Raw genomic sequence first — 15,200 nt, forward strand, 5'->3', positions numbered from 1 at the left:
GCGTGAAGGACATGGACAGCAAGATGATCAACTCGGTCATGCGCGGCGTGTTCCTCAAAGACCCGAACCTGCGCCGCGAATTCCTCTCGCTCATTCCCCGCAACTCCTGATCGCCCCACACCATGCTGGTACGCCTGCTCTACGTCAGCCGCGCGGTGGACAAGGACTGTTCCAAGTCCGCCATCGAATCCATCCTCGAAGCCTCGCGCGCCCACAACCTGCACAACGGCATCACTGGTGTGCTGTGCTACGGCGGCGGCGTGTTCCTGCAGGCCATCGAAGGCGGGCGCGACGCGGTCAACCGGCTCTACAACCACATCGCGGGCGATGTGCGCCATTCCGACGTGGTGCTGCTGCACTACGAAGAAATCTCCGAACGCCGCTTCGGCGGCTGGACCATGGGCCAGGTGAACCTGTCCAAGCTCAACACGTCCATCGTGCTCAAGTATTCGGAAAAGCCCGAGTTTGATCCCTACAGCGTCTCGGGCAAGGTCTCGCTGGCGCTGCTGGAAGAGCTGATGGCGACCGCCAGCATCATCGGCCGCGCCTGATCTGACTTGATCACCCTGCTGGGCTGCGACTTCAGCAGCGCACCGTCCCGCCGCAAACCCATCACCCTGGCCGTTGGTCGTGCCGACCGGGGCCGGGTGCTGCTGGAGCGCATCGAAACCTTCGAAACCCTGGACGCCTGGGCCGCGCGGCTGGGCGATCCCGGCCCCTGGGTCGGCGGTTTCGACCTGCCGTTCGGCCTGCCGCGCGAGCTGATTGAAACCCTGGGCTGGCCCACTGACTGGGCGGCCTGCATGGCGCACTACGCCAGCCTCAGCCGCCCCCAGATCCGCGACGCCTTTGCGGCGTTCTGCGATGCCCGGCCGGTCGGCGGCAAGTTCGCCCACCGCGCCACCGACGGCCCGGCCGGCGCCAGCCCCAGCATGAAGTGGGTGAATCCCCCGGTGGCCTTCATGCTGCACGCGGGCGTGCCACGCCTGCGGGCCGCAGGGGTCAGTTTCCCGGGCCTGGCCGCAGGCGACCCGGACCGCGTGGCGCTGGAGGCCTATCCCGGCCTGCTGGCGCGCAGCGTGCTGGGCAGCACCAGCTACAAAAGCGACGACAAAGCCCGGCAGACGCCGGAGCGCCTGATCGCCCGCAAGACGCTGATCGACGCCCTGGAGGCGGGGCTGGCGCCCTTGCTGCACGGCACCGGCCTGCGCCTGAAGCTGAGCCACGCACAGCGCGACGACCTGGCCGCCGACCCCACGGGCGACCGGCTGGACGCCGTGCTCTGCCTGCTGCAAGCCGCCTGGGCGCAGCACCGGCAGGGGCAAGGGGATGTCCGCTACGGCCTGCCCGACTTCGACCCCCTGGAGGGGTGGATCGTCAGCGCCTGACCGCGATGCAAGGCCGTTTGCTGCGTCGCTTGCCGCGCCCCACCCGCTGCGCTTAAGCTGCGAGCACTTGTCAGAGGGGCCGAATGCAGACCGTGTCGTCCGATGTCCATGTGCGCACCGAAGCACCTGCCGACGTGGCGGCCATCCGTGCCGTCACGGAGGACGCGTTCCGCGAACATCCTCACAGCCGCCAGACCGAAGCCCAGATCGTGGACGCCTTGCGAAGCGCCGGCGCCCTCAGCCTGTCGCTGGTGGCCCACCGAGGGGGGCGGGTGGTGGGGCATGCCGCTTTCGCGCCCATCAGCATCACCGGCGGCGCCACCGGCTGGCACAGCATGGGGCCCTTGTCGGTGGCGCCCGACGCGCAGGGCGCGGGGGTCGGCGCGGCCCTGGTCTGGCACGGGCTGCGCACCCTGCGCCAGCTGGGCGCGGCCGGGTGTGTGGTGCTGGGCGAGCCGGCGTACCACGGTCGCTTCGGCTTTCGTTCCACGCCGGCGCTGCGGCTCGAAGGCGCGCCACCGGGCTGCTTTCTGGTGCGGCCGTTCGAGCGCCTGATTCCCATGGGCACGGTGCGGTTCCACCCGGCGTTCGACCTGGCCGACCCCGGCGACTGGACCTTTCCCTGACCTGGGTCAAGCGGGACCCCCGACGGGTTGCGCGATACTGCGCGGCTTCCCGACCCTTGCCTTGAGTGCCCGCCGTGAGTGCTGCCATGAATCCCCCCGGCGATGCCGCCCCCACCCCAGACCTGTCCACCGCTCGCCACCGGCCGCACGAAGACGTGCAGGCCCTGTTGGCCGGCACGCTGTTCGTGGCGCTGGGGGTGGTCATGTTCCGCCACGGCGGCTTGCTCACCGGCGGCACGGCGGGACTGGCCTTTTTGCTGCACTACGCCACGGGCTGGAACTTCAGCCTGGTGTTCTTCCTGATCAACCTGCCGTTCTACGGGCTTGCGCTCAAGCGCATGGGCAAGGTGTTCACGCTCAAGACCTTTGCCGCCGTGGGCTTGCTGGCCGCATTCGCGCAGTGGGTGCCGCTCTGGGTCCACTTCGACCAGCTGTCCACCGGTTTCGCGGCCGTCGCGGGCGGTTTGCTGATGGGGGCGGGCATGTTGATGCTGTTCCGTCACCGGGCCAGCCTGGGTGGATTCAATGTGCTGGTGCTGTACCTGCAGGAGCGCTTTGGCTGGCGCGCGGGCCAGGTGCAGATGGCCTTCGACTGCGCCATCGTGCTGGCCGCCTTTGCCGTGGTGGACTGGCCGCAGATCGCCTGGTCGGTGCTGGGCGCGGTGGTGCTGAACATGACGCTGGCGATCAACCACCGGCCTGGCCGGTACATGGCGGTGTAGAGATGTCCCCCCTGCGCCGCTTTGCGGCTTTCCCCCGGTGGGGGGGTGCACCCTGTGGCCCGGCTAAGCCGGTTCCACCGGTGCCCTGGCACTTCCGGGCGCTGCTCCTGGTGCTCTGCTCAGTTCTTGCGTTCGCGGCGTCAGCGGCTTCGCCCCGAGCGGACAAAGTTTACGAAGCGCGGGTCACCCGCGTGTTCGACGGCGACACCCTGTGGGTGCAGCCGCTGGACGGTGGTCGCTACCGCAAGCTGCGGCTGGATGGGCTGGATGCGCCCGAGATCTGCCAGGACGGCGGCGTCGCGTCACGCGACGCGCTGGCCGCGCGGGTGCTGCGGCAGGTGGTGACGGTGCGCGAGCGCAGCCACGACGACTACGGCCGTGCGCTGGTGCGCCTGCAGCATGGGGGCGATGACGTGGGGGCGTTCATGGTCCAGCAGGGGCAAGCCTGGTCGTACCGCTGGCGTCACAGCGAAGGGCCTTTTGCGCAAGAGGAGGCCCAGGCGCGGGCGCAGAAGAAGGGTTTGTTTACCGCCGCGTCACCCGAGCCGCCGCGCGATTTCCGCCGCCGCCACGGGCCTTGCCCGATGCCACCACGCCCGTGAGGATCAGCCGTGTGGGGCGCCGCAGACGCTGCACTGCGGGTTCTGCGGCAGGCCGATGGTGTTGAACGCCATGTCGCGGCCGTCGATCATCAGCAGCTGGCCGACCAGGCGCGAGCCCAGGCCACTGAGGATCTTGAGCGCCTCGGCCGCCTGCATGGTGCCCACGATGCCCACCAGCGGCGCGAACACGCCCATGGTGGCGCAGCGGGTTTCTTCCACGCCGCTGTCTTCCGGGAACACACAGGCGTAGCAGGGGTTGCCCGGGCTGCGGGCATCGAACACGCTGAGCTGGCCGTCCATGCGGATGGCGGCGCCCGAGACCAGCGGCTTGTGGTGCCGCACGCAGGCGCGGTTGATCAGGTGCCGGGTGTGGAAGTTGTCGGTGCAGTCGAGCACCACGTCGGCCTGGGGCACGAGTTCGTCGAGCAGGGCCTCGTCGGCGCGCTGCACCACCGCGTGGATCTGCGGGTCGGGGTTGATGGCGGCCACCGCCTCGCGCACCGACGCGGCCTTGGGGGAGCCCACGCGCGCCAGGGTGTGTGCGATCTGGCGCTGCAGGTTGGTGGCGTCCACCGTGTCGTGGTCCACCACCGTGATGCGGCCCACGCCAGCGCTGCCCAGGTACAGCGCCACGGGCGAACCCAGTCCACCGGCGCCGATGACCAGGGCATGCGAGGCGAGCAGCTGTTCCTGCCCTTCGACCCCGAGTTCGTTGAGCAGGATGTGGCGCGAGTAGCGCAGGAGCTGGGTATCGTCCAAGGTGGTCGGCGGAAAACTCAGTTTTCCTTCTTCTCTTCGGTTCGCACGGTCTGCGTCTTGCTCACCAGCACGGGCTTGCCCTTGAGCTGGTTGAGGGCCTGCTGCAGCTGGAAGTCCTTGTCGCTGCCGAATTCGGGCACCAGGCGCTGCCCCGGGTTCTTTCTGGCTTCTTCTTCCAGCTTCTTGCGCGCTTCTTCTCGCTCTTGGTCCCGTGCCTGCTCGGCGGCGCGTTCGGCGTCGCTCATCGCCCCGGTGGCCGGTTTGTCGTCCTTGCCGTTGCTCAGGTGCTTGGTCAGGTCGGCTTCGCGGGTGCGCAGCGCGGCGAACAGGTTGCCTTCGGGCGTTTCGTCCACCATCACGTCGGGCACAATGCCTTTGGCCTGGATGGTGTTGCCGCTGGGCGTGTAGTAGCGCGCGGTGGTGAGCTTGATGCCGGTGTCCGGTCCCAGGGGGCGCACCGTCTGCACCGAGCCCTTGCCAAAGGTCTGGCTGCCCAGCAGGGTGGCGCGCTTGTGGTCTTGCAGCGCACCGGCCACGATCTCGCTGGCCGAGGCCGAGCCTTCGTTGACCAGCACCACCAGGGGCACGGACTTGAGCGCGCCGTTGGTGGCCTTGGTCAGCCGTTCGATCGGGTCGGTGCCGCCGCGGCGCAGGTAGTGCTGCGGCGCGGTGGTGTAGGTGAACTTGCTGTCGGCCAGCTGGCCGTTGGTGGACACCACGGTCACGTTTTCGGGCAGGAAGGCGGCCGACAGGGCCACGGCCGCGTCCAGCAGGCCGCCCGGGTCGTTGCGCAGGTCCAGCACCAGGCCCTTGATTTTCGGGTCCTGCTTGTACAGGTCTTCGACCTTGCGGGCGAAGTCCTCGACCGTGCGGTCCTGGAACTGCGAGACGCGCACCCAGGCGTAGCCGGGTTCGATCCGCTTGGCCTTGACGCTCTGGGTCTTGATCTCTTCGCGCGTGATGGTGACCGGGAAGCTGCGGTTCTCGTCCTTGCGGAAGATGGTCAGCAGCACCTTGGTGCGCGGCTCGCCGCGCATGAGCTTGACCGCTTCGTTGATCGTCAGGCCCTTGACCGCGGTGTCGTCGATCTTGGTGATCAGGTCGTTGGTCTTGAGCCCGGCGCGGAAGGCGGGCGAGTCTTCGATCGGGGACACCACCTTGACCAGGCCGTCCTCCATCGTGATCTCGATGCCCACGCCGACGAAACGGCCGCTGGTGCCTTCGCGGAATTCCTTGAAGGACTTCTTGTCGAAGTACTGGGAATGCGGGTCCAGGCTGGAAACCATGCCCGAGATGGCCTCGGAGATGAGCTTTTTCTCGTCCACCGGCTCGACGTAGTCGGACTTGACCATGCCGAACACCGCGGCGAGCTGCTGCAGCTCTTCCAACGGCAGGGGGGCGAGCGTGCCGCGCGCCACCGCCTGGAACTGCACCGTGGTCAGTGCCCCGGCCACCGCTCCGATGGCCACCCACCCGGCAATTTTCAACTTCTGACCCATCTGGTTCCCCAATTCAATGGCCCCGTGACGAACGTCACCGCAGCGCTGCGCGGACCAATATACCTCCCTTGGAGGAGGTGGCTGCGGTTCGGTTCCTTGAAGGCGCTGCGCTCTGTCAGGCCTTGCCCTGGCTGGCCACGGCGGCGGCGGCCCGGGCGGCGGCTTCGGCGTCGCCCAGGTAGTAGGACTTGATCGGCTTGAGGTCGGCGTCCAGCTCGTACACCAGCGGGATGCCGTTGGGGATGTTCAGGTTCACGATGTCGGCGTCCGAAATGCCGTCCAGGTACTTGACCATGGCGCGGATGCTGTTGCCGTGCGCCGCAATGACCACGCGCTGGCCGCTGGTGATGGTGGGGGCCAGCACCTCATTCCAGAACGGCATGACGCGGGCCACGGTGTCCTTGAGGCACTCGGTCAGCGGCACCTGCCCGGGCTGCAGCTGGGCGTAGCGGCGGTCGCCGCGTTCGCTGCGCGGGTCGTTGGCTTCCAGCGCCGGCGGCGGGGTGTCGTAGCTGCGGCGCCAGACCAGCACCTGCGCGTCGCCGTACTGCTTGGCCATGTCGGCCTTGTTCAGGCCCTGCAGGCCGCCGTAGTGGCGCTCGTTCAGGCGCCAGTCCTTGACCACCGGCAGCCAGGTGCGGTCCATCTCGTCCAGGCAGTAGTTCAGCGTGTGGATCGCGCGCTTGAGCACCGAGGTGTAGGCGACGTCGAATTCGTAACCCTCGGCCTTGAGCAGCTTGCCGGCCGACATGGCCTGCGAAACGCCGGTGGGGGTGAGCTCCACATCGGTCCAGCCGGTGAAGCGGTTTTCGAGGTTCCAGGTGGATTCGCCGTGGCGGATCAGGACGAGTTTGTACATGGGATGGCGGTGTTGGGAGAGGGCGGAACGGGCTGGCCGGCACGGCCTCCAGGGAGTGGCCAGCGCAGGTCAGCCGGACATTTTAGAATCTCAGGCTCTTCTGAAAGGTTTGCCCGTGAGTTTCTTCATCGAAAACTGGACCCTGATCGCGGTCGCCCTGGCCTCTGGCGGCATGCTGCTGTGGCCCACGTTGTCCGGCACCGCCGGCGCCGGTTCGCTCAACGCGAGCGAGGCGGTGCAGCTGATCAACCGCGAAAAGGCGAACGTGGTGGACGTGTGCGGCCCCGACGAATTTGCCGCTGGTCACGTCAGCGGTGCCAAGAACGTGCCCCTGGGCGATCTGGAAGCCAAGCTGGGCAGCGTGGTCAAAAACAAGACCGCGCCCCTGATCCTGGTGTGTGCCTCGGGCACGCGTTCGCGCCGGGCGGTGGCCATTGCGAAAAAGCTGGGCTACGAAAACGCCCATTCGCTCACGGGTGGCATGGGCGCCTGGCGTTCCGCCAGTCTCCCCGTCGAAAAGTCCTGAAAATCCCGCCGGAGTGCGTCCATGGCCCAGGTCAAGATCTATTCGAGTGATTTCTGTCCCTACTGCATGCGCGCCAAGGCGCTGTTGCGTGAGCGCGGGGTACACGATTTCGAGGAAATCGTGGTCGATGGCCGGCCCGACGTGCGCGCCCAGATGACGCAGATCACCGGCCGCACCAGCGTGCCGCAGATCTTCATCGGCGATACCCATGTTGGCGGTTGCGACGACCTGCACGCGCTGGACGGGCGCGGCGGCCTGCTGCCCCTGTTGCAGGGTTGATCCAGCGCACATTCGGGCCTGGCGGCCTGAGGCGATAATCGCCGCGTGCCCGCTGCGGGAACAGTCTTCCCCGGCGGGTTTTTCTTTGTCCGAACCACCCGAAAGCACCTCATGGCCGACCAAGACCCCATCTTCCAGATCCAGCGCATCTACCTCAAGGAAGCCTCGCTGGAGCAGCCCAATTCGCCCGCCATCCTGCTCGAACAGGAACAGCCGTCGGTCGACATCCAGCTGGGCGTCGAAGCCAAGCCCGCGGCCGATGGCGTGTACGAAATCAGCGTCACCGCCACGGTGCAGACCAAGATCCAGGACAAGACCGTGTTCCTGGTCGAGGCCAAGCAGTCCGGCATCTTCGAAATCCGCAACCTGCCCGAGGAACAGATGGGCCCGATCATGGGCATCGCCTGCCCGCAGATCGTCTACCCCTACCTGCGCGGCAACGTGGCCGACCTGATCCAGCGCGCCGGCTTCCCGCCCGTGCACCTGGCTGAAATCAACTTCCAGGCCATGTACGAGCAGCAGCAGGCGCAGCAAGTGCCTGCCACCGCCCAGTAAACCCCGTCCGGCGCCGCGATGAGGATTGCCATCCTGGGGGCGGGTGCCTGGGGCACCGCCCTGGCCATCAACGCCGCCGGCCAGTCGGGCGGGCGGCGCGATGTCACGCTCTGGGCGCGCGATGCGCAGCAGGCGCAGGCCATGGCCGAGCAGCGCGAAAACGCGCGCTACCTGCCCGGCCACCCGTTTCCGCCGACCCTGCTCGTCAGTCACGCGGCGCTCGACGGCCCACAGGCGCCCCAGCGCGAGGCCGACCTGGTGGTCATTGGCTCACCCATGGCCGCGTTGCGCGGCATGCTCACGGCCTTGCAGGGCGTGGTGGTGCCGGTGGTGTGGATCTGCAAAGGCTTCGAGAGTCCGCAGGCCGGTTCGCCGGGGGGCTTGCTCGGTCACGAGGTGTGCGCGGCCGTGGCCCCGGGCCTCAAGACCGGGGTGCTCAGCGGCCCGAGCTTTGCGCAGGAAGTCGCGCGGGGCCAGCCCACGGCCCTGGTGGCAGCCAGTGACCACGCCGCCGTGCGCGACGCGCTGGTGGCGGGCTTTCACGGGCCGACGCTGCGCGTGTACGCCAACGAAGACATCGTGGGGGTCGAGGTCGGCGGCGCGGTCAAGAACGTGCTGGCGATCGCCACCGGTCTGTGCGATGGCCTGAACCTGGGCCTGAATGCGCGCGCGGCCCTGGTCACGCGCGGCCTGGCCGAGATGTCGCGCCTGGGCCTGGCGCTGGGCGCACGCGCCGACACCTTCATGGGGCTGTCGGGCCTGGGCGACCTGGTGCTGACCGCCACCGGTGACCTGTCGCGCAACCGCAAGGTGGGCCAGTTGTTGGCGCAAGGCCTGAGCCTGCAGCAGGCGGTGGCTTCGCTGGGCCACGTGGCCGAAGGCGTCTACAGCGCCCGCACTGTGGTGCAGCGCGCCCGTGTGCTGGGCATCGAAATGCCCATCAGCGAAGCCGTGGTGGCCCTGCTCGAAGGCCAGCTGCAGCCCGCGCAGGCCGTGGCGGCCCTGATGGGGCGCGATCCGAAGGACGAGGCGCTCTGACCAGGTGAGGCGGATGCTTCGCCGCGTTGCCGGCGCGCGGGCAATCTGTCGCGGATGTGGTGGAACTGCCCCTCGACAGGCTCAGGACGGCACACGTGCATCGCCCCCGGGAGGGGGTGACGGGCGAAGCCCCGCGCGGGTGTGCGCTCAGGTCCCCGCAGGGGGTCAGATCTCGAAATTGTCGATCAGCCGCGTGCTGCCCAGGCGTGCCGCGCCCAGCACCACCAGCGACTGCGGCGTCAGCGCGTCTTCGGCACGCGGGGGCTGCAGGTCCACGCGGCGGCGCACGGTCAGGTAGTCCGGACCCCAGCCGCGCAGCGCCAGGGCGCGCATGGCGTTGGCTTCCAGCGCCTCACGCTTGTCGGGCAGCGAGCCGGCGGCCGCCAGCGCATCGCGCGCCAGGGCGCGCAGGGCCAGCGACAGCTGCACCGCTTCGGCGCGCTCGGCCTCGCTCAGGTAGCCGTTGCGTGAACTCAGCGCCAGCCCGTCGGCCGCCCGCTGGGTTTCGCCGGCGATGACCTCGACCGGCATCGCGAACTGCTGCACCATGCGACGGATCACCATCTGCTGCTGGTAGTCCTTCTTGCCGAACAGGGCGTGGCGCGGGCCCTGGGCTTCGGAGAACACGCACTGGAACAGCTTCATCACCACGGTGCACACGCCAATGAAGAAGCCCGGCCGGAAGTGGCCTTCCAGGATGTCGGCCAGGTCCGACGGGGGCTGCACCTTGTAGACCTGCGGCTCCGGGTACAGCTCTTTTTCGGACGGCGCGAACACGATGTCGCAGCCCGCCTCCTCCAGCCGCGCGCAGTCGGCCTGCAGGGTGCGCGGATAGGTGTCGAAGTCTTCGTGTGGTGCGAACTGCAGCCGGTTGACGAAGATGCTGGAGACCGTCACGTCACCCAGCGGCTGGGCCTGGCGCACCAGGTCCAGATGGCCGGCATGCAGGTTGCCCATGGTCGGAACGAAGGCGGGGGACTGGTACGGGGCCAGCGCGTCGCGCAGATCGGCGATGGTGTGAACGAGTTGCATGAGGAGTGGCGTGTCGTGTCAAGAGGCGCAGCGAAACCGGCTCTGCCGGGCCGCCAGCACCGCCCCCTGGCGGGGGTGGCGCCGCAGGCGCTGCGGGGGCGTTTGAGTCACCAGGCGTGCAGGGCGTCGTCGGGGAAGCTGCCGTCCTTGACGGCTTTCACGTAGGCGGCCATGGCGTCGCGCACGCTGTGGGCGCCGTCCATGAAGTTGCGCACGAACTTGGGGTTTTTGCCCAGGTTGATGCCCAGCATGTCGTGCATCACCAGCACCTGGCCGGCCGTGCCCTTGCCCGCACCGATGCCGATGGTGTGGCAGCTGTGCAGCTGCTGCGTGATCTCGGCGGAGAGGGCGGCCGGCACCATCTCCAGCACCATCATGGCGGCGCCGGCGTGCTGCAGTTCGATGGCGTGGCGCTTGAGTTGATCGGCCGCGTCGTGGCCGCGGCCCTGCACCCGGTAGCCGCCCAGGGCGTGCACGGTCTGCGGCGTCAGGCCCAGGTGGGCACAGACCGGAATGCCGCGTTCGACCAGAAAGCGCACGGTGTCGGTGGTCCAGCCGCCGCCTTCGAGCTTGACCATGTGGGCGCCGGCCTGCATCAGCACCGATGCGCTGCGCAGCGCCTGTTCCGGGGACTCGTGGTAGCTGCCGAAGGGCAGGTCGCTGATGACCCAGGACGTGGCCTGCACGCGCTGCAGGCCGCGGACCACGCTTTCGGTGTGGTAGCGCATGGTGTCCAGCGTCACGCCCACGGTGCTGGCCAGGCCCTGGCAGACCATGCCCAGCGAGTCGCCCACCAGGATGCATTCGATGCCCGCCGCGTCGGCCACGGCCGCGAAGGTGGCGTCGTAGGCGGTGAGCATGGTGATTTTTTCGCCACGTTCGCGCATTTCCTGCAAGCGCGGCAGGCTCACCGGTTTGCGCTGCGGCAGGGGGGAGGCCGCAGGCAGCGTGCCATAGGGCGTGCCGGAGGCAGGGCTGGACGGTTGGTCTGTGCTCATGAGGTGTCTCTCAGGCTCGGGATGCGGCACTATATTCGATCCCGCTATGCTTGCGTCCCTATGAAACACCTCTCCGAATTCACGGCCGACGACCTGGCCGCACTGGCCCAGGCCGACGTGGCGCGTGCTTTGGCCGAAGACGTGGGCACGGGCGACCTGACCGCCGCGCTGGTGCATGGCGAGCGCCGCGCGCGGGCGCGCATTCTGGCGCGCGAGGCGGCCGTGATCTGCGGTGCCCCCTGGGTGAGCGCTGCGGTCGCGGCCTGCGACCCGCAGGCGCGCCTGACCTGGCATGTGGCCGAAGGCCAGCGCTGCGCCGCCGATCAGGTGGTGCTGGAGATTGAAGGCAACGCCCAGGCGCTGCTGACGGCCGAGCGCACGGCGCTGAACTTCCTGCAGCTGCTCTCGGCGGTGGCCACCAAGACGGCCGTTTTCGTCGATGCGGTGAAGGGCACGCGCGCGGCCATCGTGGACACCCGCAAGACCATTCCAGGCCTTCGGTTGGCGCAGAAGTACGCGGTGAAGACCGGCGGCGGCGTGAACCACCGCATCGGGCTGTACGACGCGGTGCTGATCAAGGAAAACCACATCGCCGCGGCGGGGGGCGTGGCGGCGGTGCTCCAGCGGGTGCAGGCCACCGCACCGCAGGCGCGGTTCGTGGAGATCGAGGTCGAGACGCTGGAGCAGCTGGACGAGGCGCTGGCCTGCGGCGCGACCATGATCCTGCTGGACAATATGGGCGTGCCCACCTTGCAGGAAGCCGTGCGCCGCAATGCGGGCAGGGCGGTCCTGGAGATCTCCGGTGGCGTGAACCTGCAGACCGTGCGGACCCTTGCAGAAACCGGGGTGGACCGCATTTCCATTGGGGCTTTGACCAAAGACGTCAAGGCGGTTGATTTTTCGATGCGGTTTCAGACTCTTTGAACCGCATCCGTTCTGAGAAGGCAGGCCAGGCCGCCATGAACATGTCTGAACCCAGCACCGCCTCGGCGGGCGACGCCGTCATCGACGTCGAGTACGAGCAGCCGGCGTGCCCGACGCAGCACGCCTGGGCGCGCGTGCCGGTCGAGCCCGGCCCCAAACAGCGCGCAGCGCTGATGGACCGCATTCGCCGTCTGCTCAAGGAACGCAACGCGGTCATGGTGTCGCACTACTACGTGCACCCGGACCTGCAGGACCTGGCCATCGAGACCGGTGGCATCGTCAGCGATTCGCTGGAGATGGCGCGCTTTGGCCGCGACCATGCGGCCACCACCCTGGTGGTGTCCGGCGTGCGCTTCATGGGCGAGACGGCCAAGATCCTGAGCCCGGAAAAAACCGTGCTCATGCCCGACCTGGACGCGAACTGTTCGCTGGATCTGGGCTGCCCCATCGACGAATTCAGCGCGTTCTGTGACCAGCATCCCGACCGCACCGTGGTGGTGTACGCCAACACCAGCGCGGCGGTGAAGGCGCGGTCGGACTGGCTGGTGACCTCCAGCTGTGCGCTGGACATCGTCAAGGCGCTCAAGGACAAGGGCCACAAGATCCTGTGGGCGCCGGACCGGCACCTGGGGCAGTACATCCAGCGCGAGACCGGCGCCGACATGGTGATGTGGGACGGCTCGTGCATCGTGCACAACGAGTTCAAGGCCTTCGAACTGGCCGAGCTCAAGAAAGAGCACCCGGCCGCCCGGGTGCTGGTGCACCCTGAAAGCCCGGCCGATGTCATCGCCATGGCCGACGCGGTGGGCTCCACCTCGGCCATCCTCAAGGCGGCGCGGGAGATGGACGCGGCCGAGTTCATTGTGGCCACCGACAACGGCATGATGCACGTGCTGCGCCAGCAGAACCCGGGCAAGGTGTTCATTGAGGCGCCGACGTCGGGCAACAGCGCCACTTGCAAAAGCTGCGCGCACTGCCCCTGGATGGCCATGAACGGCCTGGCCGGTGTGGCGCGCGTGCTGGAGACCGGCCTGAACGAGATCCACGTCGATCCCGCCCTGATTCCGCGGGCCCGCCAGCCGATCGACCGCATGCTGGCCTTCACGGCGGCGCACAAGGCAGGTCACGACGCGGGCGCGCTGGTGCCCAACATCGGCGCAGCCTGATAGGCGTTCGGGCGCGCGTGCCCCAAGGTCGAGGACGCGGTGGAACCGGCTTTGCCGGGCCACCCGCATCGCCCCCCGGGGGGTGACACGCGCAGCGCGGCGCGGGGGAGCCTTTACCTCGCCGGGGGCACCAGGATGGTGGGAAGCGCCTCGGGCAGCAGGTCGGGGAAGTCGCGGTTGTAGTGCAGGCCGCGGCTCTCCTGGCGCAGCAGGGCCGACTGCACGATCAGGTCCGCCACCTGCACCAGGTTGCGCAGTTCCAGCAGGTCCCGGGTGACGTGGAACTGTGCGTAGAACTCCTTGATTTCGCGCTGCAGCAGCGCGATGCGGTGAGCGGCCCGCCCCAGGCGCTTGGTCGTGCGCACAATGCCCACGTAGTCCCACATGAAGCGCCGCAGCTCGTCCCAGTTGTGCGAGATCACGACCTGCTCGTCGGCATCGGTCACACGGCTGTCGTCCCAGGCCGGCAGTGCCGGTGCGCTGGACGGCGGCGTTTCCCGGATGGACCGCACCGCGGCCTGGGCGAACACCATGCATTCGACCAGCGAGTTGCTGGCCAGGCGGTTGGCGCCGTGCAGACCGGTGTAGCTGGTCTCGCCCACGGCGTACAGGCCGGCCAGTCCGGTGCGGGCCGACAGGTCGGTCACCACGCCGCCACAGGTGTAGTGCGCGGCGGGCACCACCGGGATCGGCTCTTTCGTGATGTCGATGCCCAGTTCGGCGCAGCGCGCCAGGATGTTGGGGAAATGCTCGCGCAGGAACTCGGGGCTCTGGTGCGAGATGTCCAGGTGCACACAGTCCAAGCCGTGTTTTTTCATTTCGAAGTCGATGGCACGGGCCACCACGTCGCGCGGCGCCAGTTCGGCGCGGGGATCGTGGTCCGGCATGAACCGGTGGCCGCCCAGGTGCGGTGGCAGCTTGAGTTGGCCGCCCTCGCCACGCACCGCTTCGGTGATGAGGAAGTTCTTGACGTTGGGGTGGTACAGGCAGGTGGGGTGGAACTGGATGAATTCCATGTTGCCCACGCGGCAGCCCGCGCGCCAGGCCGCGGCGATGCCGTCGCCCGTGGCGGTGTCGGGGTTGGTGGTGTAGAGGTACACCTTGCCCGCACCGCCGGTGGCCAGGATGGTGTGCGGCGCGCGGAACACCTCGACCACGTCCTGGTCCACATCCAGCACATAGGCGCCGTGGCAGTGCACCGGTTCCGCGCTGTGCTTGTAGCCGGGCAGCTTGCGGTCGGTGATCAGGTCCACCAGCATGTGGTTTTCGAAGAACGTGATGCCGGGCGTGGCGCGTGCGCGTTCGCTGAGCGTGGCCTGGACGGCGGCGCCGGTGGCGTCGGTGGCGTGCACGATGCGCCGGTGGCTGTGGCCACCCTCGCGAGTGAGGTGCAGGTCGCCGTTTTCGGTGGAGAAGGGAACCCCCAGTTCGCGCAGCCAGGCGATGGCAGCGGGGGAGTTTTCGACGGTGAACCGGGTGGCCTCCATCTCGCACAGGCCTGCGCCGGCGATCAGGGTGTCCTGCACATGGGACTCGAAGCTGTCGCCTTCACCGAGCACGGCCGCAATGCCCCCTTGTGCCCAGTTGCTGGACCCGTCGGACAGTCCCCGCTTGGTGATGACCGCCACCCGGTGTGTGGGCGCCAGTTGGAGCGCTGCGGTCAGACCGGCCAGGCCGCTGCCGATGATCAGAACGTCGAAGGAATGGGGGGTGCTCATGGTCATGGGGTGGGGCACTGGAGGGGTTGTTCCGCTGGATCCGGTGCTGACCGGGGGATCAGTTCGGGGTGTACGCCAGGCGCACGTAGATCGGCGCAAAGGCCTCGGCCTGGGTCAGCTCGATCAGCGTTTCCTTGGCCAGTTCCAGCATGGCAATGAAGGTGACCACCAGCACTTGCGATCCGCGGCTGGGGTCGAACAGGTCGCCGAATTCGACGAAGCGCTGGCCTTGCAGTTTGCGCAGCACGATGCTCATGTGCTCGCGCACCGAGAGCTCTTCGCGGCTGATCTTGTGGTGCTGGACCAGGTTGGCGCGCTTGAGGATGTCGCGCCAGGCGCTTTGCAGGTCGAGCACGTGCACGTCGGGAAAGCGCGGCACCAGGGCCTGTTCCACGTAGACCTGGGCGCGCAGGAAGTCGCGACCGTACTGCGGCAGCTCGGCCAGGCGCTGCGAGGCCAGCTTCATCTGCTCGTATTCGAGCAGGCGGCGCACCAGCTCGGCGCGCGGG

At 68.3% G+C, this 15,200-nt stretch carries 18 protein-coding genes and 1 pseudogene; 12 read left to right on the forward strand and 7 right to left on the reverse strand.

Annotated features, from left to right (window positions below; translation table 11 throughout):
* The 6 genes and pseudogenes from RMP09_RS13660 to RMP09_RS13685 all read left to right on the forward strand — a co-directional run.
* A pseudogene (locus RMP09_RS13660) lies at positions 1–110 on the forward strand (GTP cyclohydrolase I); the annotation flags it as partial.
* Between the two features lie 12 nt (positions 111–122).
* Complete coding sequence (locus RMP09_RS13665) at positions 123–551, forward strand: BLUF domain-containing protein (RefSeq protein ID WP_310566529.1); 429 nt, start codon at positions 123–125, stop codon at positions 549–551.
* A 9-nt stretch (positions 552–560) separates the two neighbouring features.
* Positions 561–1,388 carry a DUF429 domain-containing protein gene (locus tag RMP09_RS13670; RefSeq protein WP_310566546.1) on the forward strand — a complete coding sequence of 276 codons (828 nt, stop codon included), beginning with the start codon at positions 561–563 and terminating at the stop codon, positions 1,386–1,388.
* Between the two features lie 83 nt (positions 1,389–1,471).
* The gene (locus RMP09_RS13675; RefSeq protein ID WP_310566530.1) at positions 1,472–2,014 is read left to right on the forward strand and encodes an N-acetyltransferase; all 543 of its coding nucleotides are present in this window, start codon (positions 1,472–1,474) and stop codon (positions 2,012–2,014) included.
* Between the two features lie 86 nt (positions 2,015–2,100).
* On the forward strand, positions 2,101–2,736 hold the full coding sequence (locus tag RMP09_RS13680; protein ID WP_310566531.1) for a YitT family protein: 636 nt from the start codon (positions 2,101–2,103) through the stop codon (positions 2,734–2,736).
* 191 nt (positions 2,737–2,927) lie between these two features.
* The gene (locus RMP09_RS13685) at positions 2,928–3,338 is read left to right on the forward strand and encodes a thermonuclease family protein (protein WP_310566532.1); all 411 of its coding nucleotides are present in this window, start codon (positions 2,928–2,930) and stop codon (positions 3,336–3,338) included.
* A gap of 3 nt (positions 3,339–3,341) precedes the next feature.
* On the opposite strand, the gene RMP09_RS13690 is transcribed toward RMP09_RS13685, so the two are convergent.
* From RMP09_RS13690 to gpmA, 3 genes are all read right to left on the reverse strand, one after another.
* Positions 3,342–4,097 (reverse strand): HesA/MoeB/ThiF family protein, encoded by a 756-nt coding sequence (locus RMP09_RS13690; protein WP_310566533.1) that lies wholly within the window; start codon positions 4,095–4,097, stop codon positions 3,342–3,344.
* Positions 4,098–4,114: 17 nt separating this feature from the next.
* Positions 4,115–5,596: a S41 family peptidase gene (locus RMP09_RS13695; protein ID WP_310566534.1), complete on the reverse strand. Its 1,482-nt coding sequence runs from the start codon at positions 5,594–5,596 to the stop codon at positions 4,115–4,117.
* A 115-nt stretch (positions 5,597–5,711) separates the two neighbouring features.
* Positions 5,712–6,455 (reverse strand): 2,3-diphosphoglycerate-dependent phosphoglycerate mutase, encoded by a 744-nt coding sequence (gpmA, locus tag RMP09_RS13700; protein WP_310566535.1) that lies wholly within the window; start codon positions 6,453–6,455, stop codon positions 5,712–5,714.
* A 115-nt stretch (positions 6,456–6,570) separates the two neighbouring features.
* Between gpmA and RMP09_RS13705 the strand changes: the two genes are divergently transcribed.
* From RMP09_RS13705 to RMP09_RS13720, 4 genes are all read left to right on the forward strand, one after another.
* Positions 6,571–6,981, forward strand: coding sequence for a rhodanese-like domain-containing protein (locus RMP09_RS13705; RefSeq protein WP_310566536.1), 411 nt, complete (start codon positions 6,571–6,573; stop codon positions 6,979–6,981).
* A gap of 21 nt (positions 6,982–7,002) precedes the next feature.
* Entirely contained in the window at positions 7,003–7,260 is a 258-nt protein-coding gene (gene grxC, locus RMP09_RS13710) for a glutaredoxin 3 (RefSeq protein WP_310566537.1), read from the forward strand.
* A 111-nt stretch (positions 7,261–7,371) separates the two neighbouring features.
* The gene (gene secB, locus RMP09_RS13715; protein WP_310566538.1) at positions 7,372–7,815 is read left to right on the forward strand and encodes a protein-export chaperone SecB; all 444 of its coding nucleotides are present in this window, start codon (positions 7,372–7,374) and stop codon (positions 7,813–7,815) included.
* Positions 7,816–7,833: 18 nt separating this feature from the next.
* The gene (locus RMP09_RS13720) at positions 7,834–8,853 is read left to right on the forward strand and encodes an NAD(P)H-dependent glycerol-3-phosphate dehydrogenase (protein ID WP_310566539.1); all 1,020 of its coding nucleotides are present in this window, start codon (positions 7,834–7,836) and stop codon (positions 8,851–8,853) included.
* A gap of 165 nt (positions 8,854–9,018) precedes the next feature.
* Here RMP09_RS13720 and panC read toward each other — a convergent pair whose 3' ends face one another.
* Both panC and panB read right to left on the reverse strand, forming a co-directional pair.
* Positions 9,019–9,885: a pantoate--beta-alanine ligase gene (gene panC / locus RMP09_RS13725; protein WP_310566540.1), complete on the reverse strand. Its 867-nt coding sequence runs from the start codon at positions 9,883–9,885 to the stop codon at positions 9,019–9,021.
* A 107-nt stretch (positions 9,886–9,992) separates the two neighbouring features.
* Complete coding sequence (panB, locus tag RMP09_RS13730) at positions 9,993–10,883, reverse strand: 3-methyl-2-oxobutanoate hydroxymethyltransferase (RefSeq protein ID WP_310566541.1); 891 nt, start codon at positions 10,881–10,883, stop codon at positions 9,993–9,995.
* A 60-nt stretch (positions 10,884–10,943) separates the two neighbouring features.
* Between panB and nadC the strand changes: the two genes are divergently transcribed.
* Positions 10,944–11,807 carry a carboxylating nicotinate-nucleotide diphosphorylase gene (nadC, locus tag RMP09_RS13735; protein WP_310566542.1) on the forward strand — a complete coding sequence of 288 codons (864 nt, stop codon included), beginning with the start codon at positions 10,944–10,946 and terminating at the stop codon, positions 11,805–11,807.
* Positions 11,808–11,842: 35 nt separating this feature from the next.
* Positions 11,843–12,973, forward strand: a complete 1,131-nt coding sequence (gene nadA / locus RMP09_RS13740) for a quinolinate synthase NadA (RefSeq protein WP_310566543.1) — start codon at positions 11,843–11,845, stop codon at positions 12,971–12,973.
* A 113-nt stretch (positions 12,974–13,086) separates the two neighbouring features.
* Here the strand turns inward: nadA and nadB are convergent, their stop codons facing one another.
* Positions 13,087–14,691, reverse strand: coding sequence for an L-aspartate oxidase (gene nadB, locus RMP09_RS13745; RefSeq protein ID WP_409559728.1), 1,605 nt, complete (start codon positions 14,689–14,691; stop codon positions 13,087–13,089).
* Positions 14,692–14,749: 58 nt separating this feature from the next.
* A partial coding sequence (locus tag RMP09_RS13750; RefSeq protein WP_310566545.1) for a ScpA family protein occupies positions 14,750–15,200 on the reverse strand: 451 nt, incomplete at its 5' end.

Origin of the sequence: Hydrogenophaga sp. (genome assembly GCF_031426985.1) — a bacterium.
Taxonomy (GTDB): Bacteria; Pseudomonadota; Gammaproteobacteria; order Burkholderiales; family Burkholderiaceae_C; genus Hydrogenophaga.